The sequence below is a fragment of the Sulfitobacter sp. AS92 genome (assembly GCF_038900015.1).
GTDB lineage: Bacteria > Pseudomonadota > Alphaproteobacteria > Rhodobacterales > Rhodobacteraceae > Sulfitobacter.
In genome coordinates this window covers 20,750-46,956 of the sequence record NZ_JBBMQL010000007.1, presented here as the reverse complement: position 1 = coordinate 46,956, position 26,207 = coordinate 20,750, and the positions used below count along the sequence as shown (strand labels likewise).

23 protein-coding genes and 1 pseudogene are annotated in these 26,207 nt (G+C 54.7%); 21 read left to right on the top strand and 3 right to left on the bottom strand.

Annotation, left to right across the window (positions count from 1 at the left end; all coding sequences use genetic code 11):
* The first annotated feature begins 11 nt into the window (after window positions 1-11).
* The 10 genes from WNY61_RS13185 to WNY61_RS13140 all read left to right on the top strand — a co-directional run bounded on the left by WNY61_RS13185 (window position 12) and on the right by WNY61_RS13140 (window position 8,402).
* Entirely contained in the window at window positions 12-806 is a 795-nt protein-coding gene (locus WNY61_RS13185) for an ATP-binding cassette domain-containing protein (RefSeq protein ID WP_342851886.1), read from the top strand.
* A 57-nt stretch (window positions 807-863) separates the two neighbouring features.
* Entirely contained in the window at window positions 864-1,634 is a 771-nt protein-coding gene (locus WNY61_RS13180) for a transporter substrate-binding domain-containing protein (RefSeq protein ID WP_323804486.1), read from the top strand.
* Between the two features lie 75 nt (window positions 1,635-1,709).
* Complete coding sequence (locus WNY61_RS13175; RefSeq protein ID WP_323804487.1) at window positions 1,710-2,399, top strand: ABC transporter permease subunit; 690 nt, start codon at window positions 1,710-1,712, stop codon at window positions 2,397-2,399.
* Between the two features lie 4 nt (window positions 2,400-2,403).
* Entirely contained in the window at window positions 2,404-3,189 is a 786-nt protein-coding gene (locus WNY61_RS13170) for an ABC transporter permease (protein WP_342851885.1), read from the top strand.
* A gap of 60 nt (window positions 3,190-3,249) precedes the next feature.
* Window positions 3,250-3,885 carry a cysteine hydrolase gene (locus WNY61_RS13165; protein ID WP_342851884.1) on the top strand — a complete coding sequence of 212 codons (636 nt, stop codon included), beginning with the start codon at window positions 3,250-3,252 and terminating at the stop codon, window positions 3,883-3,885.
* Window positions 3,875-4,783 (top strand): DMT family transporter, encoded by a 909-nt coding sequence (locus WNY61_RS13160; protein WP_342851883.1) that lies wholly within the window; start codon window positions 3,875-3,877, stop codon window positions 4,781-4,783. The genes WNY61_RS13165 and WNY61_RS13160 overlap by 11 nt, the downstream gene beginning before the upstream one ends.
* Window positions 4,764-5,813, top strand: coding sequence for an ornithine cyclodeaminase (locus WNY61_RS13155; protein WP_342851882.1), 1,050 nt, complete (start codon window positions 4,764-4,766; stop codon window positions 5,811-5,813). Before WNY61_RS13160 ends, WNY61_RS13155 begins: the two co-directional genes overlap by 20 nt.
* Before the next feature lie 283 nt (window positions 5,814-6,096).
* Window positions 6,097-6,411 (top strand): RidA family protein, encoded by a 315-nt coding sequence (locus WNY61_RS13150; protein ID WP_342852016.1) that lies wholly within the window; start codon window positions 6,097-6,099, stop codon window positions 6,409-6,411.
* A gap of 146 nt (window positions 6,412-6,557) precedes the next feature.
* On the top strand, window positions 6,558-7,346 hold the full coding sequence (locus WNY61_RS13145) for an ornithine cyclodeaminase (protein ID WP_342851881.1): 789 nt from the start codon (window positions 6,558-6,560) through the stop codon (window positions 7,344-7,346).
* A gap of 168 nt (window positions 7,347-7,514) precedes the next feature.
* Window positions 7,515-8,402, top strand: a complete 888-nt coding sequence (locus WNY61_RS13140) for a DMT family transporter (RefSeq protein WP_342851880.1) — start codon at window positions 7,515-7,517, stop codon at window positions 8,400-8,402.
* A gap of 273 nt (window positions 8,403-8,675) precedes the next feature.
* Here the strand turns inward: WNY61_RS13140 and WNY61_RS13135 are convergent, their stop codons facing one another.
* Window positions 8,676-9,614: an arginine deiminase-related protein gene (locus tag WNY61_RS13135; protein WP_342851879.1), complete on the bottom strand. Its 939-nt coding sequence runs from the start codon at window positions 9,612-9,614 to the stop codon at window positions 8,676-8,678.
* Between the two features lie 128 nt (window positions 9,615-9,742).
* On the opposite strand from WNY61_RS13135, the gene WNY61_RS13130 reads away from it, so the two are divergent.
* Complete coding sequence (locus WNY61_RS13130) at window positions 9,743-10,168, top strand: Lrp/AsnC family transcriptional regulator (protein WP_300058234.1); 426 nt, start codon at window positions 9,743-9,745, stop codon at window positions 10,166-10,168.
* Window positions 10,169-10,591: 423 nt separating this feature from the next.
* Complete coding sequence (locus WNY61_RS13125) at window positions 10,592-11,338, top strand: hypothetical protein (protein ID WP_342851878.1); 747 nt, start codon at window positions 10,592-10,594, stop codon at window positions 11,336-11,338.
* Window positions 11,339-11,449: 111 nt separating this feature from the next.
* On the opposite strand, the gene WNY61_RS13120 is transcribed toward WNY61_RS13125, so the two are convergent.
* Both WNY61_RS13120 and WNY61_RS13115 read right to left on the bottom strand, forming a co-directional pair.
* Complete coding sequence (locus tag WNY61_RS13120) at window positions 11,450-12,724, bottom strand: tetratricopeptide repeat protein (RefSeq protein ID WP_342851877.1); 1,275 nt, start codon at window positions 12,722-12,724, stop codon at window positions 11,450-11,452.
* A 188-nt stretch (window positions 12,725-12,912) separates the two neighbouring features.
* Entirely contained in the window at window positions 12,913-13,206 is a 294-nt protein-coding gene (locus WNY61_RS13115) for a hypothetical protein (RefSeq protein ID WP_342851876.1), read from the bottom strand.
* 415 nt (window positions 13,207-13,621) lie between these two features.
* Between WNY61_RS13115 and WNY61_RS13110 the strand changes: the two genes are divergently transcribed.
* The 9 genes and pseudogenes from WNY61_RS13110 (at window position 13,622) to WNY61_RS13070 (ending at window position 26,207) form a co-directional block, all read left to right on the top strand.
* Window positions 13,622-14,869, top strand: coding sequence for a flavin-dependent oxidoreductase (locus tag WNY61_RS13110; protein ID WP_342851875.1), 1,248 nt, complete (start codon window positions 13,622-13,624; stop codon window positions 14,867-14,869).
* Window positions 14,870-15,910: 1,041 nt separating this feature from the next.
* Entirely contained in the window at window positions 15,911-16,585 is a 675-nt protein-coding gene (locus tag WNY61_RS13105) for a hypothetical protein (protein ID WP_342851874.1), read from the top strand.
* Window positions 16,582-18,801 carry a Mu transposase C-terminal domain-containing protein gene (locus tag WNY61_RS13100; RefSeq protein WP_342851873.1) on the top strand — a complete coding sequence of 740 codons (2,220 nt, stop codon included), beginning with the start codon at window positions 16,582-16,584 and terminating at the stop codon, window positions 18,799-18,801. The genes WNY61_RS13105 and WNY61_RS13100 overlap by 4 nt, the downstream gene beginning before the upstream one ends.
* A 2-nt stretch (window positions 18,802-18,803) precedes the next feature.
* The gene (locus WNY61_RS13095; protein ID WP_342851872.1) at window positions 18,804-19,772 is read left to right on the top strand and encodes a TniB family NTP-binding protein; all 969 of its coding nucleotides are present in this window, start codon (window positions 18,804-18,806) and stop codon (window positions 19,770-19,772) included.
* A pseudogene (locus WNY61_RS13090) lies at window positions 19,772-20,161 on the top strand (TniQ family protein); the annotation flags it as partial. The gene WNY61_RS13095 and the pseudogene WNY61_RS13090, both read left to right, overlap by 1 nt.
* 12 nt (window positions 20,162-20,173) lie before the next feature.
* Window positions 20,174-21,598 (top strand): hypothetical protein, encoded by a 1,425-nt coding sequence (locus tag WNY61_RS13085; protein WP_342852019.1) that lies wholly within the window; start codon window positions 20,174-20,176, stop codon window positions 21,596-21,598.
* Window positions 21,599-21,678: 80 nt separating this feature from the next.
* On the top strand, window positions 21,679-22,500 hold the full coding sequence (locus WNY61_RS13080; RefSeq protein WP_342851871.1) for a hypothetical protein: 822 nt from the start codon (window positions 21,679-21,681) through the stop codon (window positions 22,498-22,500).
* Window positions 22,501-23,042: 542 nt separating this feature from the next.
* The gene (locus WNY61_RS13075) at window positions 23,043-24,092 is read left to right on the top strand and encodes an AAA family ATPase (RefSeq protein ID WP_342851870.1); all 1,050 of its coding nucleotides are present in this window, start codon (window positions 23,043-23,045) and stop codon (window positions 24,090-24,092) included.
* Between the two features lie 933 nt (window positions 24,093-25,025).
* The gene (locus WNY61_RS13070; RefSeq protein ID WP_342851869.1) at window positions 25,026-26,207 is read left to right on the top strand and encodes a GAF domain-containing sensor histidine kinase; all 1,182 of its coding nucleotides are present in this window, start codon (window positions 25,026-25,028) and stop codon (window positions 26,205-26,207) included.

Genomic DNA, 26,207 nt, shown 5'->3' with positions numbered 1-26,207 from the left:
ACGGAAATCCTATGGTCGCTGTCTCGTCCGCAAATAATACAAGTGTTTCGTTAAGCGTGACAGATCTGCACAAGTCATTCGGGGCGCATGAAGTCCTCAAAGGAGTTTCCGTAAAGGCTTGTGAAGGCGATGTGATTTCGCTGTTGGGCTCATCCGGTTCTGGCAAAAGTACCTTCCTACGCTGCATCAATCTGTTGGAGACACCTACATCCGGTTTGATCACGGTCCATGGTGAAGAAATCAAGATGTCACAGGATCGCCAGGGCGCGTCTCAGGCTACTGATCCAAGACAAGTTGAACGTATTCGCGCTCGCCTGGCGATGGTGTTTCAATCCTTCAATCTGTGGTCGCATATGACTGTCTTGGAGAATGTCATTGCAGGACCGATCCATGTTCTAAAACAGCCGCGGGCCGAAGCGATTGAACACGCCAAAGAGGTGCTGGAACGCGTTGGCATGTATGAACGCCGAGACTACTACCCCGCCCACATTTCGGGCGGTCAGCAACAACGCGCAGCCATCGCCCGAGCGTTGGCCATGAAACCCGAAGTGATGTTGTTTGATGAGCCGACCTCCGCACTTGATCCGGAGCTTGTGGGTGAGGTGCTGAGGGTGATCCGGTCGCTGGCCGAGGAAGGCCGCACGATGATTGTTGTCACTCATGAAATGGCCTTTGCGCGGGATGTCTCGTCACAGGTTGTTTTTCTGCACCAAGGCCTGATCGAGGAGCAGGGTGCCCCCGCACAGATGTTCAATGACCCTGAAACTGCGCGTTTCAAAGAATTTCTGTCGACAACGCGGCAGTAATCTACGGGGCGCTCCAAGTGCCTGAACAAACATAAATGAAACCAAGGGAGTACGAATATGACATTGAAGAACACATTGCTTGCCACCACCGTTGGCGCCGTCGCACTGGCGGCTGGAATGGTCGCGGCAGATCCGCTGCGAATTGGGGTTGAAGGCGCTTATCCACCGTTCTCGCAAAAAGGGGCTGATGGCACGCTGTCGGGCTTTGACATTGATATGGCAATGGCCCTGTGCGCAGAATTGGAGCGCGAATGTGAGCTGGTCGAGCAGGAGTGGGACGGCATGATCCCGGCCTTAATCGCTGGAAAATACGACGCCATTGTCGCTTCTCTGTCGATCACCGAGGACCGCAAGAAGCGGGTAGATTTTTCGGAGAAATACTATTTCACCCCGTCGCGGTTTATCGCCAAAGAGGGAGCCTCCTTTGAGATGACTGAAGAAGGCACAGAAGGCGTCAAGATTGGCGTTCTGCGCGGAACGACCCTGCAATGCCACGTCGAGAAGGCTTTCCCGAAGGCTGATCTGCGCCTCTACAATACACAAGAGGATGTGTTTGCTGACCTCGCAACTGGGCGGCTGGACCTTCAACTGAACAACACGTTGGGTGCAATAGACGGCTTTCTGAACACACCGCAGGGGGATGGGTTTGCCTTTTATGGCGAGGACGTGGATGACCCTGAGTGTCTTGGCGAAGGCACAGGCATTGCGGTGCGCAAAGGCGACCCGCTGGCCGCCGAGTTGAGTGAGGCGATCGCCGCTATCCGGGCCGATGGCACCTACGCGACTATTAACGATAAATATTTCGACGTTGATATTTACGGCAAGTGATCAATCAATCTCAAAAGTCAGGGAGACCATCTGGTTTCCCTGACCTCCCCTTCATTTATCTAACGGGTTCAGCGCATGGACGTGATCTTTGAATACAGACAGATCCTGATCGAGGGCACCCTGGTCACAGTCTCCCTCGCGGTCCTGTCGCTGCTTTTGTCCATCATCATGGGCCTTATCGGCGCCTTTGCCAAACTGTCTGCCAAACCAAGCATCCGCCGTGCGGGAAGTGTCTATACCCTTTTCGTACGTAGCGTGCCTGACCTTGTGTTAATGATGCTCATATTTTTTGGCGGTCAGACACTGGTGAACCAGATCGGCAACTCAACAGGGCTTTGGGGCTACGTTGAAATTAACCAGTTCCTCGCTGGGGTGTTAACCCTCGGGTTCATTTTCGGAGCCTATATGTCGGAAACCTTTCGGGGGGCAATTCTTGCCATTCCGCGCGGCCAAATCGAAGCGGCAATGGCTGTGGGCATGAAACCGGGCCAGATTTTCCGCATCGTCACATGGCCTCAAATGGTTCGCTTCGCACTGCCCAGTTTTACCAATAACTGGTTAGTCTTGGTCAAATCCACAGCACTTGTTTCGGTGATCGGCCTTCATGATCTGGTTTGGAATGCCTTTTCAGCAGGTCGCTCCACACACCAGCTTTTCAGCTTCATGATCGCGGTCATGGTTGTCTATCTGATCATCACCGGCATCTCGGACCTTGCTCTGCGAGCGATTGACCGGAAATATGCCGCCGGCGTGAGAAAGGCGTAAGACGATGGAATCCGAACGCAGCTTCTACGAATATCTCCAAAGCTTTAGCGAAACGCGATCACCGATTGATTTCGTGTTGATCTACGACAACCTGCCGCGGTTCTTTGATGGTGCATTGGTCACGCTTCAATTGACATTCCTCGCTCTGCTTGTGGGCGGATCGATCGCTGTACCACTGGCCATCGCGCGCGCCTATCGCAAGCCGTTCCTGAGCCCAGCTATCCGCGTCTATACCTATATCTTTTGTGGCACGCCGCTCTTGGTACAGGTCTATCTGTTCTATTTCGGTCTTGGACAATTCACCGCCGTTCAGGAAAGCTTCCTATGGGATCCGATCCTCAGCAATCCGTGGTGGTGCGTGATTATCGCCTTCACGCTGAACACCGCCGCCTATACTACCGAGTTTCTGCGCGGTGCGATTGAAGCGACACCCCATGGTGAAGTCGAAGCAGCCAAGGCTTGTGGCATGTCGCCGTTCACCAGGATGCGGTTGGTGGTTTTGCCCAATGCGTTCCGCCGCGCCCTGCCGGCCTATTCCAATGAGGTCATCTTCACGCTGCACGGATCCGTCATCGCCAGCACTGTCACCTTGCAGGATCTGTTGGGCGTGGGTCGTTGGCTGAACGGCCGCTACTATCTGGCCTACGAGGGATTTCTGACGGCGATGGTGTTCTACATGGCAATCGTCTTCCTGATCACCTTTGCTTTCCGGATGGCCGAAAAACGCTTCCTTGGGCATTTGCGGCCGCGCGAAACGCCTGCGCCAGGCAGCGCCAGAGTGGCGGCATGACCGGCGGAGCCCCCTCCTTGATCCACAAAATCTCATCTCACTCCAAGTAAGAGGCAAGAAATGACAACTTCAAAAAAACGAGACTTGATCGAAGGGCGCGCAGCGCTGATCGTCATCGACATCCAGAAATCCACCTTTGCGCCAATTCCCGACGACAAACGTGCCATCGCTCATATGCCGGACTATGCAGAGCGCATGTCGCGTTCCAAAGTGGCGATCGACAAGGCGCGAGAGGTCGGTATTCCGGTGGTATTCATTCAGGAAATTCACCGCGCCAACCTGATCGATATGGGCCGCGAAACCGATGGCGACGAGGACGTGCATTGCCTTGATAGCAACCCGCTGACTGCCTTTGCAGAAGAAGAATTGGGTATGCGTCCGGATGATTATCGCATTTCCAAACGCCGCTATTCCGCATTCTACGGAACCGATCTGGAAATCCTGTTAAAGGGTCTCAAGGCGGAGACCCTGATCCTTGTCGGTGGCTTGACCGATGTATGCGTACACTACACCTTTGTTGATGCGCATCAGGGTGACTACTTCTGCCGCGTGATCGAAGATTGCGTTGCAGGCTCAAGTCATGAGGCGCACGATGCCTCGCTCAAAGCGGTAGAGTACCTGCAACACGGCGCAGTGCGGTCGTTGGATGAAGTGCTTGACGCGATGCAAACCAGCGCGGCAACCGATGCTGCCTGATAAAACGCTCATGGCGGTCGGCCTCGCGCTGGCCGCCTCAGCGGTCCTTAGCTTCATAGACAACTTCGTTGCCCCGGTTAGCCAAGAGGCAGGCCTGTGGCAGTTTCAGGTGTTTCGCACCATGTTTGCCGTGCCGTTGTTGCTGGTGGCAGCGTGGATGTCGGGGCGTAAGATACGCCCGGTCAACCTGCCACGCCTGGCGGGGCGCAGCCTTGCGGTGTCGGTCGGTTTATTGATCTACTTTGCCGCACTGGGAACCTTGCCCGTGTCACAAGCGGGGGCTGGTCTGTTCAGCGCGCCGCTTTGGGTGGTATTGTTGTCCGCCCTTTTGTTCCGTCACAGGATCGGCGCAATCGGGGCCTTCGCCGTCGTCATCGGTTTCGCTGGCGCTTTGATGCTGCTGCAGCCCGACTTTGCGAACCTGACCCTACTGTCTGTGATGCCTCTGGCCGCCGGGTTATTCTATGGTTTGGGCATGATGTTGACGCGTCACTGGTGCAGCGATGAAAGCGCAATTGCCTTGGCAATCGGGATATTTGCCACCATCGGCGCGGCTGGGCTGATCATGTTGGCAGTCGTAACGATCTGGCCCGGCGATGCCTTCATCACCGCGCCTTGGACTGCGCCGAGCGCTCGCTTCTTGTGGCTGACCCTGTTCCAAGCCGTGGGCGCTGTAATCGCGGTAACTCTGATTGCCCAAGCCTACCGTATCGGGAACCCCGCCGTGGTCGCCGTATTCGAATATTCGTTCCTGATTTTTGCCAGTCTCTGGGCGTTTCTGCTCTGGGGCACGGCAACCAATCCACTCGCCTGGGCGGGGATCGCTGTGATCCTGCTCTCTGCCATCGTGATGGCCCTCAGCCAGAAAGAAAAAGCAAATGCCCCCATTGCTGTCTGAACTCGCCTATGTGCCCTTTGTGTCCGTCGAAAACATGATGGGCCTCGTCCACCAGATCGGAATCGAAAAGGTCCTGTGCGATCTTGCCGATGCTATTGAGGCCGACTTCAAACGCTGGGAGCTATTCGACAAGACACCACGCGTTGCCAGCCATTCCTCAGTCGGGGTTATCGAATTGATGCCGACATCAGATGGAGAGATGTACGGTTTCAAATACGTGAACGGGCACCCCAAAAACACCAAGGAAGGGTTGCAGACCGTCACAGCGTTTGGCCTACTGGCGGATGTAGACACGGGCTATCCGAAACTGCTGTCGGAAATGACTTTGCTGACCGCATTGCGCACGGCCGCGTCTTCGGCGTTGGCAGCACGTCACCTCGCCCCCAAAAATGCACGCATCATGGCGATGATCGGCAATGGTGCGCAGTCAGAATTCCAGTGCCTCGCGTTCAAGGCAATCTGCGGGATCGACACCGTGCGCCTGTATGACATTGATCCATCTGCAACGGCGCGTTGCGCGGCCAACCTGAAACGGCACGGGTTGAGCGTGGTGGCTTGCACCTCGGGCCAAGAGGCGATGGAGGGCGCAGAGATCATCACGACCTGCACAGCAGACAAACAGAACGCCACAATCTTGACGGATAACATGGTCGGCAGCGGCGTGCACATCAACGCGATTGGTGGCGATTGTCCGGGCAAAACTGAATTGCACCGCGATATCCTGTTGCGCTCCGAAATCTTCGTGGAATATCCGCCACAAACCCGGATTGAAGGCGAAATCCAGCAGCTGGAGGATGATCATCCTGTGACCGAATTGTGGGAGGTGATTTCTGGAAAGGCCAAGGGCCGCACTGACGCAAAACAGATCACGCTGTTCGACAGCGTCGGCTTTGCGATCGAGGATTTCAGCGCATTGCGTTACGTGCTGACGGCGATCAAGGGCACGCCTTGGTTTTCCAACCTTGATATGGTCGCGGACCCCGACGACCCCCGCGACCTATTCGGCATGTTCGAACGCGCAAACCAATAAGCTTTGGCAGCAAAGGATCGGTAGTCAGCCTTGTCCTTTTGGGCCTCACGTTGCGCACCATCCCTCTTGTGACAGGCTATGTGATCAGGACCGACATCTGCACCATCGGCACAGTGATTTTCGGAATCGTCTATTTTGCTGAACCAGCGACCGCTGCGCGGATGTTCTGCGTGTTGCTCATCCTTTCGGGGAGCGTCGGCCTGAAACTCGTTTCAACCAACTGACTAATAAAAAGGATTACAAATTGACAACTTCGATTTCCCGAAAACACACCGGCACGCGCATGTCTCAGATCGTCACGCACGGCGATACGATTTATCTGGCCGGACAGGTCGGAAGCCCCGGCGACAGCGTAGAACAGCAAACACGGGATTGCCTTGGGTCGGTTGAACAACTGCTGGCAGAGGCCGGATCCGATAAAGATCACATGCTTCAGGCAACAATCTGGCTGGCAGACATGGCAGATTTTGCTGAGATGAACGCGGTCTGGGATGCGTGGGTGCCCGAGGGTCATGCCCCGACCCGTGCTTGCGGCGAGGCCCGGCTTGCCACGCCGGAATACAAGGTCGAGGTCATTTTGATTGCTGCGCGCAAGTGATGCCCGCCGGTATCCCCTACATTGACGCGGCATCCCTGCCGCCCGGCTTTGGCTGGACAGATGCCGTCGACGCGATTGCAGAGGGGCACATCCGTGCCCCCGCGCAAATAACGGATCAATTCCTGAACCGCGGAGAAGACAGCTTTGTGAACCGCGCCGCATGGATTGAAGGGTTTGGCGTGGGGGTGAAATCCTTCACCGTTTTTCCCGACAATGTGCAGCATCAGAGGCCATCGGTGCAGGGCGCGATGCTGATCTTTGACGATCAAACTGGCGCACCGCTGGCCGTCGTCGACAGTGGCTTAGTGACCTATTGGAAAACGGCCGCGGATTCCGTTTATGGCGCATCTCTTTTGGCTCGTTCTGACAGTAAGACACTCTTGATTGTGGGGTCGGGCATCGTGGCGGACAGTTTGGTCGGCGCATATTCTGCATTATTCCCGGGATTGGAGCGCATTCTGATTTGGGGGCGAAACCCGGAAAAAAGCCGCGTATTGGCAGAGCGACACGTCAGTAAGAGAGCCACCGTTAAGGCAATTAACGAACTTGAAGACGGCGTAAAACAGGCCGATATCATTTCAACAGCGACAATGAGCGAACAGCCCATTCTGGACGGAAAGTGGGTCGCACCCGGCACTCATGTCGATCTGATCGGCGCTTTTAAGGCAGACATGCGCGAGACCAATGACGCATTGCTGACGCGTGCAGAGATTTTTGTGGACAGTTTCGATACCACGCTTGGGCACATTGGTGAATTACTGATCCCACTGAAAGAAGGCACTATCAGTAGGTCCGATGTGCACGGCGATCTTTATGATCTGACACAACGCGCGACCGGCCGGAGCAGACAAGACTCCATCACCGTTTTCAAGAACGGCGGCGGTGCGCATCTTGATCTGATGATTGCCAAAGCACTGTCCGGCTGGGGTTCGTAAACCAGAAGCGCTTAGCGCGTTTTTTAGATCATCGCGGCGTATGCGTATTCAGTTGGGTTTCCCTTGTCCAAATTGACCGTTTAGGGCGTTTACGAGATTGGAATCTGAATAATCTGCGGTGTAGGTAGCGAAACACCAGTGGTTGCTGATGCTGGCATAGGAACAATTATGACCTCAAACATTCTAACGCGTCGCAAGGCAAACATGCTGGGTAGCATCTGGATGACCGCGTCGATGGCTGTTTTTGCCATCGAGGATGCATTTGTCAAAGCCGCGTCTATCGCGCTGCCCGTTGGTCAAATCCTGATTATCTTTGGCTTGGGTGGTGCGGTGCTGTTCGCCAGTATGGCGCGCCTAAATAACGAACCTTTGTTTATCAAAGATGTCGTATCGCGGCCAATGCGCATCCGCGTGCTATTTGAGATCGTTGGCCGCCTGTTTTATGTTCTTGCCATTGCAGTGACGCCGTTGTCATCAGCAACTGTAATTTTACAAGCAACGCCCTTGGTTGTCGTGGCAGGTGCAGCGATGATTTTTGACGAAAAGGTTGGGTGGCGCAGATGGTCTGCAATCTTCATCGGTTTGGTTGGTGTCATCATTATTATTCAGCCCGGAACAGATAGTTTTTCAGTGCTATCGGTTTTGGCTATTGTCGGCATGATAGGTTTCGCGGGGCGTGATTTGGCCAGCAGAGCAGCGCCAGTCACGCTCAGCACATCAATTCTCGGACTCTATGGATTCTTGTCGATTGTGGTTGCTGGGACGATATTCTCGATCTGGCAAGGTGCTTCATATGTCCTTCCTGATATATACACATCCTTAAACTTAGTCGGGGCCATTTTGGCCGGCGTCGCTGCGTATTCTTGCCTTATGAAAGCTATGCGCACTGGCGAAGTATCTGCCGTGACCCCCTTCCGGTACACAAGGATGCTTTTTGGGATCACACTTGGTGTTGTGCTATTTGGCGAAAGCCTAAGTTATACGATGCTGCTTGGATCTGGTTTGATCGTCTTTGCTGGCTTGTTTATTATGTGGCGGCGCAACTCGGTCGATTAACCACAGTTTGTGGCACAGTCGACCAAGCAAACCTCGGACGAGCCGAGATGCTGCGCTGCGCATGATGCCTGCTTAGCCTTTGCATTTACTGTGGTCAGTATGACCACCTCATCGAGACGAAACGCTGGCCTCACCAGGCAAGAACTCTGCAACCAATGCGTCGATAAAGCATCGGTCGCGCGGTTCGAGAAATCTTTTGTTCAGAAAACACCTGGCGTCCTGAACGGACCGGATTTGTTGCTTTTGGAAGGGATAGGAAACATCGGAACCCCCTCAGGTGTTTTGAGGGGAACGGGCGCTCAGATGCAGCCCGGCAATCATGCAGCGGACCGAGCCGCCGGCGTGTTCGATGGTGGGGATGTCCAGCGGGAGCAGCGCGACATGGCGTTCCAAAATTTTGATCTGCGCAGGCTCCAACGACCGCAAAGCCCTTGAAGATAAGGCCAGAACCAGGCCATCACGTCCCTGCAGCTCGATAGCATTGCCCGCGAAATCAGCGATTTGCGCGTGGGTCAGGTCCACAATATCCCGTTCGCCCCGGCGTAGCCGCGCGGCTACATCACGGCGACGGGCGGTATCGGAAAGCGCGCTTAGCCCGACCATTGCAAAATCGGTTCCGATGCACATCAAAACATTGGTGTGATAAATTGGCTGGCCGTGGGCATCCACAGCGTCGAACACCACGGGCTCATAGTTGAAATGGGTGCAAAAGCGTTCCAGCAGTATTTCACTGGTGCGTTTGGAGCGTGCTGCATAGGCGACCCGTTCCAGGTGGTCTATCACCATGGCTCCGGTCCCTTCGAGGAACAGGTCGTCCTGCTCGAGGCCAGAATAATCGATAATATCCTGGACACGGTAGGTGTGTTTCAACATCTCCAGCACATCTTGCCGCCGTTCAGCGCGGCGGTTAGGCGCATACATTGGATAGACGGCCACATGCCCGCCGGAATGGGTCGAAAACCAATTGTTCGGAAAGACAGAATCCGGTGTCGCGGTGCCTTCGTCCTCGAACAGATGCACTCGGACACCTGCATTCCTTAGTGAATCGGCGGCGCGGTTCACTTCATCAAGCGCGGTTCGGGCGACACTTGCGACGTCTGCGCCAACGACGGTTTGAAAGTAGTTGTCCCGTGCCGTCAACGTGTTGGGCGTGAAATGATGTGGGCGGATCATGACAACCGACGACGGTGCCTGAACAGAGGAACGGGGCATTGAGATGAGCCTTATGCTGCGGGTTGCACAGAAAACATAGACTGCCGAGATGGCAATTTATATACTCAATACATACGATATTTATAACAATATTGTACATTTTGATATGTTCTGCTACAAATATTACTATGCATGTGTACGATAACCTTGACCGCAAACTGATCGTGATCCTGCGCGAAGATGGCCGGGCACCGATCTCGAAACTCGCAACGCAGCTGCAAGTGTCGCGTGCTACCGTGCAAACACGTTTGGACAGATTGTTGGACAGTGGCGCGGTGTTGGGATTTACCATTCGCGCCCGCGAAGACAGTGGGCCGAACGGGGTTCAGGCGATCATGATGATCGAGGTGTCAGGTCAATCCACAACCCAAGTCATCCGTAGTTTGCGTGGTATAGCAGCTCTTCATCAATTGCATTCAACCAACGGAAATTGGGATTTGGTTGCGCAGCTCAGCGCAGAAAGCCTTAGTGATTTCGATCGTGTGTTGCGCGAAGTTCGGGGCATTCCAGGGATCACAAACAGTGAGACTTCGATACTTCTTAGCTCGGTATGACAATCAGCGCCTTTGAATGTGATTTTTGTTCAGTTCTTCCACAGATTAGAGCGTCATTGACGCAGCTGCAGCAAAGTGGCGCTTTGCCCGCACTGCCGCCCCTCGCATTTAAGAAATGCCGCACGGCGTGTTGAACGTCCGGTTTGGTGGAATTGCACTGCGGCATTCTCTGGTTCTATTAAGGTCGGCTTTAGGCCGATCACGACAAGCGGGCCCATGCTGCCACTGCGAAGCCTCCTACGACCAACGCGGTCAGTTTGGGCTCACTGCGGACGCTTGCCGCACGTCACGTCAAGGTTCGCACAGCGGACAAAGTGCGCTTTCAGGTTTCATAAAACCTGGTGATCTAAAGCCGCGCCGGTTTGCGCCCTTGGAAGATAGCAAACCATCTGCCATTGAGGGACCTACAGAGAGGTGCCACGGATGCAGGCAATCAGGAAAGTTCTTTCTACGGCAGCATTTGTTATGGTCGCTGGCGGCGTCGCGGCGGACCCCTACGCAGCAGCACCACCATACGATCCGTCGGCTGACTGGTGTGTTGAAAGCCTGCCTTACTCCAGCGGTAAGGAAATCTATTCGCCGGATGGCGCTATCACACAGGTCGGCTCGTACTTTCTCCATGTGTGCCAAGGCGGGTCCAGAGGTTCAACGCCTGGCAGAAGAGCCATGCGTTTTTTCTACAACCCAGAACGTGTCGAAGGATTGTCGAGCGTGAAGGTCATGTCCGGCTTGAGGATCAACAGTTTGGGAACATGGGAAGATCGGCAAAAGCGGTTTCTCGACACCCATCGCCTTATGGGGGAGCAACAGATTGGCTCTGCTATCTATGGTGTCTACCGCTATGTTCGCTTCAGTGATGGGGGCCTTGGACGTCCAAAATATCTTTATATTGGCGATACAGCAGGCCGGGAAACTGCGATGCCGCCTCATACCATCGAATGTACGGAGCAGGTGATAGCCCCTTACATGCTCGGGGGGCAGTGCTACTTGGAAGTCGGGTATGATAAGATGTTTGCCCATCTTCTTTTCCTAAGCTTTCGATCGGAAAGCCCAAAGATTCCTTTGGCACGTTTCCCGGACTTTGCGCTCGACATGAAGCGAGTGTTAGAGGCTGCGGACGTGACAAACAGCTACAAAAGCATGCTGTCTGATTTGCCTCTGCTTGAGTAAGCGTAGGTCAATATGGGCTCAATCCTGCCGTTTGCGGTCCAACACGCCAAGGTTCGCACTGCGGACAAAGCTGCCATTAGCTGCACCTGCGCCAACGTCTGCATTAGAAATTTACCAGATGCCCTTTACGGCATTTTCGATAATTGCCTTGGGGCGATGCATGGCAAGTTGCCTACGCGCTTCGTCATGACGCCCCAACCGTAGCAGAACGCCGACTGACGCATATTCGATCAAATCACGCTGCGCACGACTGCCACCAAGCCGCGCGTGATCCCAAAGCGCTTTTGTCAAAAGGTCATTCGCGTCCGACCAGTTCTGATCAGCGATGGCCCCGAATGCCTCTGCCAGATATCGCACAAGGTCGGCCGCTGGTCCCTTGGCACCTACAATGATCCGTTGAAGTGCCTCGGATCTTCCTGCCATCGCATATCCGAGTGCTGCATGTGCGTCCGCAAAGCCCAAGCCGGGGTTCGGAAACTTCTCTGCGGCGTAGTCGCAAACGATCTGCCACCGTTCTTGGGAAACCTCTACACCTGAAAGCTCCGCCCGATATAGAACCGCCGCCAGATCAACCATTACATTTAACGGAGGTCCCCATGCGCCGCGCGGATCGATATCCCGGTCAACAATGCGCCACATCTCGTCCGTATCACCCCGTGCCAATGCCCAAAGCGCAATATGCCAAGCGATATGGCAATGCATTTGCCCCTCTTTATGATAGGAGCGTTGCCAGTCCGTGATGAACGCATAGCCCGCTTCTGTCTGGCCGGTTTCATAATAGAGATGGGATCGAAAATGCGCACCATGGGCATTGCGCGGATTGGCCGCCAGTGATTTTTCGATGCTCTTCTCGGCGCGGTGGAATTGGCCGACTTCGACTTGTGCGAAGCCCAACAAACCTTGGAGCCACCAGTCATCGCCGTAATGGGGTTCAAGAATCTCAGCCAGCGCAAGGTTCTCAGCTTCGCGTCCCGGCTCGCCACTGAATCCGATGAGACTCAGGACGCCCAAGCAGGCTTGCGCAATAAGCACATCACGGGGATATTCTTGCAATTGATCACGCGCGGCCTGATATCCGGCGGCGCTTTTGCCGTCGATCAATAGGCCGATGATCTTGATCTGCCGCGCTTCACGTTCCGTCAGCGGCCCGTTGCATTGTTTGGCAAGATGAAGTGATTGTTGCGCACCAGCCCTATCTCCGACGAGCTGGCGGTAACGCGCCAATACGACGTGTGGAAGGGCGAAGCCTTCGTCCTCTTGGGTCGCCAGTTTGAGCGCGGCTTCAACGCCAATCTCGGCCCCAAGAAACCGATCAAGGCCAAGAACATACGCATCTCTGGCCTTTTGCGAGTTCGTAGAAAGCGAATATCCGTATCTGTCTCTCATACTCAGCACCATGTCTGAGCCGATGCTACAACAAACCGCACAAAAAGTCTGTGGCTTCGCCAACGCGGTCGCTGATTAGTTTCGCAGCATTTCAGAAATGAGGGCTCAAACCGGGCTTCTACTGCGTGCGCGAGCATCGTCGGTAGTGAAGGGTGCAGCTGGTGTGCGGTCTGCGGACAAAGCGGACTCTAATCGACCAAGTCGTAGTGCTTTATGGTGCGAGCCTCGACCAGTTCAGCCTCTGCCGGGTCTATGTGCGGGGTCTGATAGTCCTCACCAACGAAAGCTTTGAGCGACGCCAGGCTGTCCCAGACCATAACAAAGCTGAATTCTCTTGGACTATCTGACCGTGGGGCGCCTGGTAGAACTTGAACAATACCGTCAGTCCCCTTCATCAATGGAATTGCCTTATTATGAAAGAATTCGCCGAACTCCTTCTCCTTACCTTCTCGCACAAGAACCTGGAAAATGCGCATAATCATGGTGTGTCCCCCTATGAGCGGGTTTCACCTGCATGAATGCCTCGAATGGATTTATAGCACAACGATTGAGGAATGTCGTGGATGGGCTCGGATCGGACGTTAGATGCGCATCGCATGATTGTAGTCTTTGCGGGACAAAGTGAGCTTTCGCCGCAACTGCGCCTACGATTGCATTCGAGAGGTCGGTGAGAGACATCCAAGAATTGGGGCGGATGCTACTTCAAACATACAATACGACTCGAAAATCTCGAACAGCCTGTTTCTTGTCTTAGAGGCTGCTGTAAACTGCTTGCCAAGAGCGGTGCTGGCGTGCGTGAAATCCACGGTAGCTGCGCGCTAAGAATAGGATTGAACCATGATCCCCCACACCGTCCGCGAAGACGAGGGCGAGACATATGAATAGGCGCTAAATCCAATGACTGTCATTATCGCAGGAGGTGGCATTGCAGGTTTGGCGATGGGCTTAACCCTCCACCAGATTGGCGTGCCGTTTCATATTCTCGAGAGTGTCGCTGAACCGAAGCCGCTGGGCGTGGGCATCAACCTTCAGCCGGTTGCTGTTCGTGAGCTTTTTGATCTGGGTCTGGAAACGCAGCTCAATCAAATCGGTATCGCAACACAGGATTACGGGTTTTACACCAAAACTGGCGTTGAGATATGGACCGAGCCTCGTGGGCGTCACGCCGGTTATAAATGGCCCCAATATTCGGTTCATCGGGGTCGGTTGCAGATGGCCCTTTTGAAGGCTGTGATTGCGCGGTGCGGGCCTTCCTGCATTACATTTGCCGCGTACGTATCCAGCTACGAGGCGCACGGCACTGGTGTCGTGGTTGATTATGTCGGCCCTAATGGGCCGCATTGCATCACGGCCGATCTCTTGATTGGTGCAGACGGCATCCATTCGAAGGTTCGCGCCCAGATGCATCCTGATGAGGGCCCACCTGTGTGGGGCGGTGCCATCATGTGGAGAGGTACGACAAACGCAGCACCTTTCCTCGGCGGCAGATCGATGATCCTTGCTGGCAACGACACACAGCGGTTCGTGGCTTATCCCATATCCGAGCCTGATCAGGAAACCGGTAAATCCGTCATCAACTGGATCGCAGAGCGGACAATTGATCCCAAAACTCAACTCCAAAAAGAGGACTGGAACCGCCAGGTTGAGACCGCTGTCTTTTCTGATGAGTTTTCCGACTGGAATTTCGGTTGGATTGATGTGCCGGGCCTGATCGACAACGCAACAGCCGTGTTTGAATACCCGATGATTGATCGTGAACCGGTTGCGTCTTGGACCGACGGCGCCACGACGTTGATTGGGGATGCCGCGCATGCGACTTATCCAGTGGGATCCAGCGGCGCCAGTCAGGCCATTTTAGATGCCCGCATCTTGGGTGCCGCGATTGTAGCCAAAGGTGCCACACGAGCCGCTGCATTGGACTACGAAAACAGAGTGCGCCCCATGGCCAACAGGGTCACCTTGGCAAATAGGGGCAACGGCGGTCCGGACGCAATTATGCAGATGGCCGAGGATCGCTGTGGCGGCGATTATAGCAAGCTTGATGAAATGCTGCCGATGAGCGAGCGGCAACACCATGCGGATACATTCAAGAAATTGGCGCGGACGAGCGTCAAGGACACGAATGTTCAAGCGTCCATCATCTGAGCAGACCCTTTGACAAGTATCTGCGGGCAAATGAGCAGGCGTGCAAACTGTTTGCAGCATAGGTCGATTTGGGATCGAGCCGGACCCTCGCAGCGCTTGCACCATTTAATGTGAAGGGCTGGGCCCAGAACCGCTCTTTGCAAAATAAGATCGATCGCAGTCGCGGTTCTATCGAGCTCAAGATGTGCAACATCTCCGCCGCATTGCGTGGCCTTGGACTACCAACAATCAAATTATCTCTGTCATTTGATCTCGAAAGACCGGAATGCCGTGGTTGGACCGAGAGTTGGTGATGGCTTTTAAGGGCTCGCTGGCCTTGCGCATCGACGAAGAGTTTCCGGCGCGAGAGCGTCATTCGGTATCTAAATGTTAGTGTTTGCCGCAGGCTGGCTCGACTCCGGACGAATCGCTTTGCAGCCGTATCTGTCCCTTAGTCTTCTCACCGCATCCAATATTTAGGATGAGGTGTTGCGGATTTATCTCGCGGATGACGAGTGATTGACGCCATTTCAACCGGCTTCATTAGCGATCAACTTTTTTCGTGTGGTCTCCTCTCTAACGTTACTCGTGACATTTTGATAATTGTTGATTTTATTCAGGTACTTGCGTTGGATCGCAGAGCCCCTTGGGATCATTTTACTTTGGACGGAAATGATTTCAGCAAATTTATTTTGAGCAAAATCAGCTGTTGTTGGGGGGCGCGCAATGGGTAGTTTCTCGTCCTCAAGCGAAGGCTGAACGGCAGATCACACCGACCGGGATGCAAATTTTTCTTCGTGAAACAGGCGGTCAGCCAACCTTTCAGTCAACAGCGCCGAAGCTCGGCGACGATTGAGAGGTCACCACCAAGAGATGAGGAACGACAATGGTCAAGGGAACAGAATAGGCCACAAAATATCGCAAGCCCAAAGCTGAGGCCTGCACCCAGGGCCACCTGACATCAGGTGGGCAAGAAACAAAATCAGAAATCAGTATCGCCGCCTTCGGGCAGCGTCGGAGCGTATTCCGGCGAGCGATACCCTCATGCCAAAAGGAAAAAGCATGAATTATTTGTCGGATGGCGGCCTCATGATGCCGCAGCGGATTCAAACATCCCGGAAGGTCGCCAAAGGTCGCCGCACACATTTCACCGGCCAGTTCACCTTTGGGTCTGACGAAGGTCAAACCATGGATATCGAGAGCCACACCGAACTGTGCACGGCTCTTGTGACCATCGCTCGACCTGATGTGGTGGGCTTGGAGAACCAAGTGCCGTTCAAATGGGTGAAGCCGAATGGCGAAACCGCGACGCATCACTTCGATTTCCGCGTTTTGATGGCCGATGGCTCACGTCGGGCGATCATGGTGAAATCCGAGTACCGCCGGCGCCAGCCCAAGGTTCAACAGGAGTTGGCACAGATCGCAGCACAAGTGACGCCGGATTTTGCAGATGAAGTGATCATTATGACCGAGCGGGATCTCGATCCGGTCGAGCTCTTCAACGCCGAGATGTTGCACGAAATGCGCCGCCCTGACCCTGAGGCCGATGCGACTGCACGCAGGATCGTGAATGAAATGGTCGCCTCGGTGCAAATCCAGGATTTGGTCGACGCTATCGATCTCGGCGCTCGTGGCTTCCGGGCCATCGTTCGTCTGATCCGCTCTCACGAACTCAAACTCGTCATCAAGGTCCGTATCGCCCACGAGGCTTACGTCTGCCGGAGGATTTTCAAATGATCGCCACCAAGCCAAGCCCCGTTCAGCCCAAATTCTCGTTTTCCGAATACGATGGCATCATCATCGGGGGCCAGCCGCACCGATATTTTCAGACCCGAGAGGAGGGGCACATTTTCGTCGCTGCGAAAGGTGCGGGCGTGCCCCAGGTCATGACCAATGCCGAGATCAGCCGCTATCTTTCGGTCGGCAGTTTCGCGTGCACGCCGAACGAGCATCAGCCTGAGCATCTGCGACAGCGAACTCTGCCGGATGGTGACCTCCTCTCGTTGAGACCCACTAAGGCGCAGAAAAAAGCAGGGATGCGTTTGGCGGTGGTGAACGCTTTCCGTGAACTTCTGAATGACGAGACCATCAAGGTTACCCGGAACGCTACATCTATCAAACCCGTCTTAGGGGCCATCAAACTGCGCGCGGGGGAAATTCTGCTGGAAGGCACGCCAGAAGAATGGGGGGATATGCTGCCAGTGCCGGGCAAGCTGGGTGCGAAAACTGTGCTCGAATGGGAGCGCAACGAGCGGCGTTTTGGCCTGACAGGCCTCTACGACAGAAAGTCGGACCGCGGAAATCGGGACCGTCGTCTTACGGCTGACGAATTGATGATCATGGGGCAGGTCGTGAGCCGGTATCTGAACGACCAGCGTCCCTCCCAGGCAATCATCTTTGAAGAAGTGCAAACAGCCTTCGTTGAAGAGAACGAGCGACGTCGGACTGTGGGTAAGCCAGAAATCGTCTGCCCATCACGCGAGACCGTGCGCCAAGCGATACGCAAGCTCAATCCGTTCGACATGACACTGACGCGGCATGGTCGCCAAGCTGCGAACCGGCAGTTCGCGCCGGTAGGCAGGGGGCTGCAGGTAGAGCGGCCAATGCAAAGAGTCGAGTTCGATGAGTGGGAGGCCGACGCCGTAACCCTCACGGCGGAAGGGGGGCTGTTTCACTATCTGACCGAAGAGGAAAAGAAGAAACTCGGTCTCGACAAGAAGAAAGCACGCTGGTGGATCACCGTCGCCATCTGTTGCGCAACCCGCTGTATTGTCGGGATGGTCATCTCGCGCACGCCGAACTCGCAAAGCGCATTGCGCGTAATCGAGATGATGATGCGGGACAAGGGTGTCTGGGGAGATGCCTGCGGTGGCCTCACGCCCTGGAACCAATTCGGTTGGCCTTCGGTCATTGTAACGGATTGTGCCAGCTACAATATCTCGAGCTTGATCCAGGCCCGGACCTCAGATCTCGGGATAACGGTGGAGTACTGCCCGGCCGGCGATCCGCATCTAAAAGGTCGCATCGAACGAGTATTCGGAACATTCGCAACTCAACTAATGCCGAGGTTAAGCGGGCGGACTTTCAGCAACAGCGTCGAGCGCGGTGACTATGACTCAGTAAAACGTGCCGCCCTCAATCCGGAAGAGTTCTGCACAGTCTTGGTTCGCTACATCGTCGATGTCTATCATCGTACGCCGCATAGTGGATTGAACGGTGAGACTCCTCTGGATTGCTGGAACCGGCTGGTAGAAAAATTTGGCGTCCAGCCCCCGCCTGATCTTGGACGTCGACGCCTGATTTTTGGCCACGAGCGGCAACGCACCGTAACCAAGCAGGGGATCACCATTCTGGGGGTCCGCTATCACTCGGAAGTCCTGGCCCATTTCATGACCAAGTCGGCAGATCGAAAGGTCGCCATCCGGTGGTATCCCGAGGATATCGGCGGCATCTGGGTCGAGTTAAGTGGACGGTGGTATGAGGTCCCAGCAGTCTTTGATAGGTATCAGGGGGTCTCTGCACAGGAATGGGTCAACGCCGCTGCGGAAATTCGAGCGCAGAACGCTCAGGGCGCTGAGGTCAACTTTGCGGTCGTCCGTCAGGCGATCGACTACATCAAGGAAACCAACAGCGCCGCCATGACGCGGGTCGGTCTAATCATGGAGGATTGGCCCGACAGGCGCGTAGATTATGAGGAAGACCGCCTGTTCATCGGTTTCAAGACCTCCGAGATGGAGCCAAAGAGCCCCTATGATGAGGACCGAGGCAGCTGGGGAACAAGCCTTCCAACGGCCGTATCAGCAACTTCGGAAACCTTAGATAGCAATAATCGGGATGACGTAGGGGAAACTTCTTCCGGCGATCACCGAGCGTTCCAATTTTCAGATCATGAGCCTGGCGATGCCGATCATGCGGCTGACGATGGCGACGAATGGGTCTTGGAGGACGAATGACCATGAATGCACCAAACATCAACATTAACCAAAAACTCGCAGTCGTGGAACGGCTGCGAGATGGGTATCTCTCGACGTCGCGGGACACACAGTTCAGGAGCTATCTCGACCGGCTGCTGCAGCGAAATGAACAGGGAGAACCAGTCCCAAAGCCCCGCCTTTATAACAAGGCCGGCGATGCGCGCGGTATCGCCGTGGTGGAGCCCGCCGGTGGCGGGAAAACTTCGATGGTCCTTCATGGGCTCAAGACCCATCCCGCGTTGCAGCCACGCGATGCTGCCCATCAACCGTGGGTCGGAGTTCGGGTGCCAAGCCCGGCGACTGCGAAGAGCCTCGGGATCGAAATTCTTAAGGCCAGTGGGTATCCCTCGGTCCCGCGCCGGTCTGAGACCGAATACGACATTATGCGGAAAGTTCGGCACCATTTTCAACTACGCGGCACCGCTGTCTTATGGATCGACGAGGCGCATGATCTGTTCGGTGCCGGGAGCAAGTACAAGGTCGACGTATCCCTAAAGATCCTTCGCAACCTGATGCAGGGCGAGGGGGCGGTCAGTGTAGTGCTGAGCGGCATCGAAAGCCTGTGGCAGATTGCATCCTGCGATGCGCAAGTCACGCGTCGCTATTGGCGGTTGCCGCTTGCTGATGTCTCACCGATTACCGATCGGAAAGCGCTCACGAAGGTCATCGCCAATTTCTGCAACGCAGCCGGCATGCAGCCACCCTCTGAGGAAGATCTCGTGGATCGGCTGATCCACGCCAGCCGCAACCGTTTTGGGCGTTGCATCGAGAACATTCTTGCGGCGCTCGAAGCGGCAGCTCTGGACGATGCGAATGAATTGGCGATCAGGCATTTCGCCGAGAGCTGGGGAATGCAGGAAGGCTGTGGCATGGGGCAGAACGTTTTCCTTGCTCGCCATTGGGCCAAAATCAATTTGGTTGAGGCGCAGCTGAATTGGGGAGGGGCGTGATGATGCTCGCGCCCCACGTCCCATTCGACCCCGAGGAGAGTCCGCTGTCTTATGCGGCACGTCTGGCTGGGATACACACTGGCGGCCGAATAATTCCGTTTCTCCGCGATCTCGAATTTGAGCCTGAAGATATGGCTGCTAATAAGGAAGAGGCACTTAGCCGTTTGGCTGGGCTCTCTGGTGTTCCCATTGGCGATTTGCGCGCCAACGCTCCGGTACCGCTCGGGGGGCGGACCTATGTTCTCCGTGGTGAGCTGGTCACTGCGGAGTTCTTAGCGAACCCTCACACTATGTTTTGTCCAGCCTGTCTTGCAGAGGATGACCGTGGGGCCGGGCGTCGCGGTCGCTGGCATTGGACTTTGTCAGTTGTAAGAACGTGCCCCCGCCACAAAATTGCCCTGATGCGTCGGACCAAAAAAAGATGGGACGATCCGTTTCACGAACTTGACCGCCGTGTACCCGAGCGGGGTGAGCAACTTGAGGCGCTGATTGCTCAAGGCACAAAACGCTCGATATCCCCTCTTCAGAAATACGTCATCAACCGCCTTAACGGGAAAGCTGGTCCCGATTGGTTGGATGCGCAGTCACTGGAGCAGTCCGTCCGAGCGTCCGAGCTTCTGGGGGCACTAATCGCGTACGGACCAGGGCAAAGGTTGCCGGAGCTGACCTTTAATGACTGGGATCACGCTGGTCGCCTCGGCTTCGCATTCACTTCCGGTGGAGAGGTTCGGATCCGGGAGGCGTTGGACATGCAGCTCAGACAATTCGACAATGCCAACGGTACCCCTGGCGCTCAAAGGATCTTCGGATGCCTCTACAAGGCTCTCGCATATCCAAATTCAAATAAAGAGCCGGGCGACATTGCGCGCATCTTACGCGCTTTTATTCTCGAAAATATCGCTCTGTCGGCTGGAACCAACGTGCTCGGGGAGAAACTCTGCGAGCGTCAGCTTCATACGGTCGCTTCATTGGCCCACGAGCAAGATCTGGACTCTCGGACCCTAAATGACGTGTTGGTTGCAGCAGGGATGATACCTGAGAACGCGCCTGCCCACTATCCGATCCCTGCACAAGAAGGGCGTGACGTCGCTGGTCGCGTGACGCGGATGGTGCATGTAATTTCTCTGCCTCATGCGCTGGGCTGTGCTCGCCCCCTGGTGGATCAGCTCTTTTCCGACCGACTGCTCACTCCCATCTACTACGGGAGGCCGGGAACAAGGGGGCGGACCCAGAAGGCCGTAGATAGCGAAGAGATCACCAAGCTGGTTGGCGAACTCCACGCGAAAGCGGTTGAACTGGATGTTGAGGTCGACGGGTTCGCGCCGATCTCGAAGGTCGCGGAGAAAGCCAAGGTGCCGGCAGTTACCGTGGTGCACATGATACTCGGCGGTTTTCTCGAACGTGTTTTCCGCCAGGCTGGTCAGAACGGGATGGCCGCACTTCGCGTAGATCCGGTTGAGGTCAACCGGCACGTAGCAGTCTGTACGGAAGGCTTTTCACCAATGGCTGCCTTCGGGGCACTTAAGATTCCAAGGGACGTCGGGTGGCTCCTGACGGATCGCTGTGGGGAGGAGGTAAGCTTGCCCGTTCATTGGATCGCCGGACCCAGCGGTGACCGCAAAATTCCAAGGTTCGACCCTGAGATCCTCGCTGACTTCAAGGACCGGTACATTCATCCGGCGCAGATCGCAGAGCGCTATGGCCTTCGGGTAGGGGAGGTTGTTGGGCGACTAAAGCGGCGAGGAATTCGTCCCGTATTACCCAGGGCCGAGATTGGTGTGGACTTCTACCGAGCCAGCATTCTCGAACTGGATCTCTTCACTTAACATAGGGGGCCCTTCTCGGCGCTTTGAACTCCAAATAAAAGGAAGTGAAATTTCAATCATACGAATTAGGAGACGGAATATTGACAGAAAATCGTAGTGCAGGAAAAACCGCTCGAGACATATCAGCAGCGCTTGCGGACTTATCAGGAGCGTGGACCAAGCAGGCCCGTGAGCTTACCGTGGCGTTGCAGGGCGTGCAAAAAAGAATAGAGGCGGATGCTAAAAAGATCCAAAAGGCATTCGAAAACGTGCGCGTTTCTTGGCAACCTATTTTCGCCGAGCATCAAAAGCACCAGAAAGCAAAGGACTCTCTCCGACAGGCACCAGGTCTCTTGCCTCATGCTACCACTCCTTGGGATCTCTTTGACGAAGACAAGCCTGACAAGTTCGGCCCCCTGGTTGCTGAGTTCTACGAAACAAACTGGGACACTGTCGAAGAGCAGTTTCAGCGCGACCTCCAAGATTACAATGTTGGTGAGGAGGCCAAGCGCGCCATGCACGACGCACTTAAGTGCCACCGGCATGGACTGTTTCGTTCAGTAGTTCTCACATTGCTTCCCTACGTTGAAATGGAGTTCAGAAAAGCTTTCGAAATTGAGGTCGGGGGGAATGCTGCAAGCCTGCAGGAGCTTCGAAACATAGTATGGAAGATGCCTGCAGGGATTGTTTTGAGCCATACGGCTCCCTTGGATTTACTCGAGATTTTGGACGCTCATCTATACGACAAGGTTAAGACGGCTGAGGCTCTGGCGCGGTTTGAAGCTGATGAAATTCCGAACCGGCACGCCGCGATACATGGCTTAATAGAATACAGCACGCATCAGAATAGTATAAACACTCTGATAGTCGCAGACTATGTTTTCTTTCTAATAAGCCAACTGAGAAAACATTCCGCAGAGTAGTTCTCAAGTCAGTAACGTTGTCAGGATATTGAGATCGACAGTTCACACGCCTTGGCCACCCTTCGGGGTGGCTTTTTATTTTTCGAAAAGTAAACTGGTTTCAATTCAAACAAATGCCTGTAAGCTTATGGCCGCTTTATGCTCGCATAATGGACAAGTCACTCGCCCGGTTTCACTTTCGGGTCTTATAAATCAATGGCTTAGTTTGTCTTGATGGCTAAGTTATGGTTGTTAGAACAGAGGCAGTTTGAAACGGCGGGCAATTCAGCGCCATTTCGGCTGATTTGTCTTCCACTTTCCAGGTCTATTTCTTCCACTGTGCGTTAAGTGATTGAAATTGATTACTTTGTAAAATGCCGATCCGAAAGGGTCGGCATCTTTCGTTGATGGCCTGGGAGCGAGGCACGGTGGTTGACGGAAGCTGTTAGATGTTCTCATAACGTTCTCATGGATCCGGATCCTCTCGATTAACCCAAGGCAGCCCCGCGCTGTCGCATGCTGGTCGCCAAGTTGTTGGTGAACCGGCTATGAGAGGACATCAAATGCCACGCATCAAATTCGCCGACGTGAGTTTCCCGGACCCGAATTCCCCGTCGGTCTTTGACATTGAACATCGGTTGAAACAGCACCTGATCAATTTCCGAGAGCAGATGGGCAAATGCAAACCAGACAATCAAATCTCTGACCGAGATCGGCGCAACATCCAGCGCAAAATAGCAGCCTACAAGGATGCGGTGTCTCGTAGGTCGGGCATGGGCCATCTTGCTGACAAAGACCGCCAAAGGCTGGAAGTGTTCCGCCACGGCGCAGAACTAATTTCTGTCGAATCCGAACACCGCGCCGATGAGATTGCTTCCTCCATCCATTCCGAGATGCCCTGGATGGCAGAAGCAACGGCGAGGATCTGGCAGGACATGCGCGCCTCTGTGCGCAACGGTGATCTGGCACCACGGTTGAAACCTCTGCTCTTGGTCGGGCCACCTGGCATCGGGAAAACTTTTTGGGCCCGCGCCTTGGCGCAGCATTTGATGGTGCCGACGTCAGTGATTGAAGCTACCGGCGAACCCGCGTCATTCTCCGTGACTGGTTCGCAACGTGGTTGGGGATCTGCAGGGCCAGGCAAGCCCTTGGAATCCATCATGGCCAGCGGTGTCGCGAACCCGGTTATCGTGGTTGATGAGATTGAGAAAGCTGGCACGGTCGAGTCCCTTAGAGGGCAACGGTTTAATTTGTCCGAAGGTCTCTTGCCATTTCTCGAGCGCTCTACGGCCGCGCAGTGGTCTTGCCCCTATTTCCGCGTATCTTTTGATATGTCTTGGATAACATGGGTCATGACCGCAAACAGCGTGGACGGGTTGCCAGCACCGTTTCTTAGCCGCTGCCCGCCCTTAAAACTCTCGCCTCTTTCGATGGAGCACCTGCTTGGATTTGCGGATCGGTCGGGCACTGAGCGGAACCTCCCTCCCGAAGCAGTTGGTGCGGTTAAGGATGTCATCGAGGCCATCAAGGCTCCGCAGCTCATAAGCCTACGATCAGTCGCGAGAATGCTGGATTCTGTCGAGCAGGTGATCAACCGACCGCCATTACATTGAGTAAGAGAAGCCGGGCGAGAACAAAGAGAACTCGGCTCCCAAATAACCAGCTTGTATCGCTCTTTCCCAAAGGAGGCACTTCATGCCTTATAACGTTCGACGGTTACGTTCGCGAACCCAAGTTTCAACTCTCAACCGCTCCGGCGCCGGCTCATGTCCATACGATATGGTCGGGACATTTTTACTTCATCATGGTTGGGTTCCAAGAACCTCAGAAGGCACGTCCGCCTATTCAGAAATTTACTCAATCACCCGCTTGGGGGCGGTAGGACGATCAGCATCTCGCAGGTGGATGCGATTGGTTTCGGACGGGTTCAAGAGTGCTTTAGGACCTGTGGGTATTGGTTCGAAAAATCGCAGGCCAGCGAAGTTTGAACACAGTGTCCGCGGTCAGGCTAGTGGCGGACTGCCGGCGCGGCTGAAGCTCCATGCTAGGCATTCGGTTCTGCGAAAGGTATCCAATGCCCTTCGGGTGCGCATCAATCCGAGCATGGATGAGCTTGGACCGTATGTCGTCATCGACGATGTGACATCAGCGGACGTTTTGATCATTGCGCAGATATTGGAGGATTGAAGAGCAACAAACTCCGACAGAGGGGGCGGGAAGCAGTCGTTCGCTACGGTCTGGGCCAAAGTCCGCTATGCGGACTAAACGGACCTTCGTGGGAAGTGGACCAATGTCCGGTCCAGCGAACCGTTCCAAAAAGGGTTGCCCTTTTTTAAGTTGACCTCACCCGAGAAGGCATAATCGCTTGGACGCAAGCTAAGCAGAGCGCTGCTGCGGTCTGGTGTGCGAGAAACGTGGTAATTGTAAGTCTCGTCGAACAGATTTTAAGTGGGCAATTTCTATGCTAAATGCTTGAGAGGCCGCCATGAGTGTGGATAGTTGAGTAGCGCAGAGCCGTGCGCATGCGTTTGGAAATTAGATCATCTATGATGAAGCAGCACGACTTTCAAAATGATATCGATGCGATTGCGCGCAGCAAAGCCGTCCCTACTTTGCTTGAAACAGTTCAGCTGGCGACCGGGATGGGGTTTACAGCCATCGCTCGGGTCACAACATCGCGTTGGGTGACTTGCCGGGCAGTAGATAATATATCTTTCGGGCTTACACCGGGCGATGAACTGGACGTGGAAAGCACGCTTTGCCACGAGGTCAGGCAATATGACCGCGAGATTGTCATCGACGACGTTCACGATGATCCGAACTACGCCAACCACCACTGCCCTGCCCGATATGGATTCCGCAGCTATATATCGGTCCCGATACGCCGCGCTGATGGGTCGTTTTTCGGCACACTTTGCGCCATCGATCCAGAGCCTCACAAATTGAATGACGACCGCATACTTTCGATGTTTCGGCTCTTTGCAAAGTTGGTCGGCGAAAGCCTCGATGCTGATGAAGCACTCTCGCAGAGCCAAACTGAACTGACACACGAACGCGAGCTTGCTGGCGTGCAGGAACAGTTCATCGCCATTTTGGCACATGATCTGCGTAACCCGATCAATGCACTGAAATCTGGTTTGCGGTTGATCGAGCAAGGCAACATCGACGGCCGCGGTAAGGATCTTGTTGGCTTGATGCGGGCATCGGTAAATCGCATGGGCCTGCTGATCGAGAACCTACTGGATCAGGCTCGCAATCGAAGTGGTGCCGGGATCGTCATTGAGCGCGTTCGGACCGATGACCTTGGCGCATCTCTGAACCAGATCATAGCTGAACTCCAGGCTGTCGCGCCTAACCAACCAATCGAGGTTGACGTCGACCTGCCTGTCCCGGTTTACTGCGACCCGCCGCGCGTGTCGCAACTCTTTTCAAACCTACTCGCAAACGCAATAACTCATGGTGCGCAAGGGTCGCCTATTAAGGTCAAAGCCCGTGCTACCAAGGATAGTTTCACGCTCTCCGTCGCTAACGGGGGTGAGAGGATCACCGACGACAAGATGCCGACCCTTTTCATGCCGTTCGAGCGGGGTGATGATCGCCCAAGCCGCGAGGGGCTGGGCTTGGGGCTCTTCATCGCCTCCGAGATCGCAAAAGGCCACGATGGCACATTGAAGGTCCAATCTGACCACGTGGAAACGGTATTCACTTTCAAGATGCCGAACACTTAG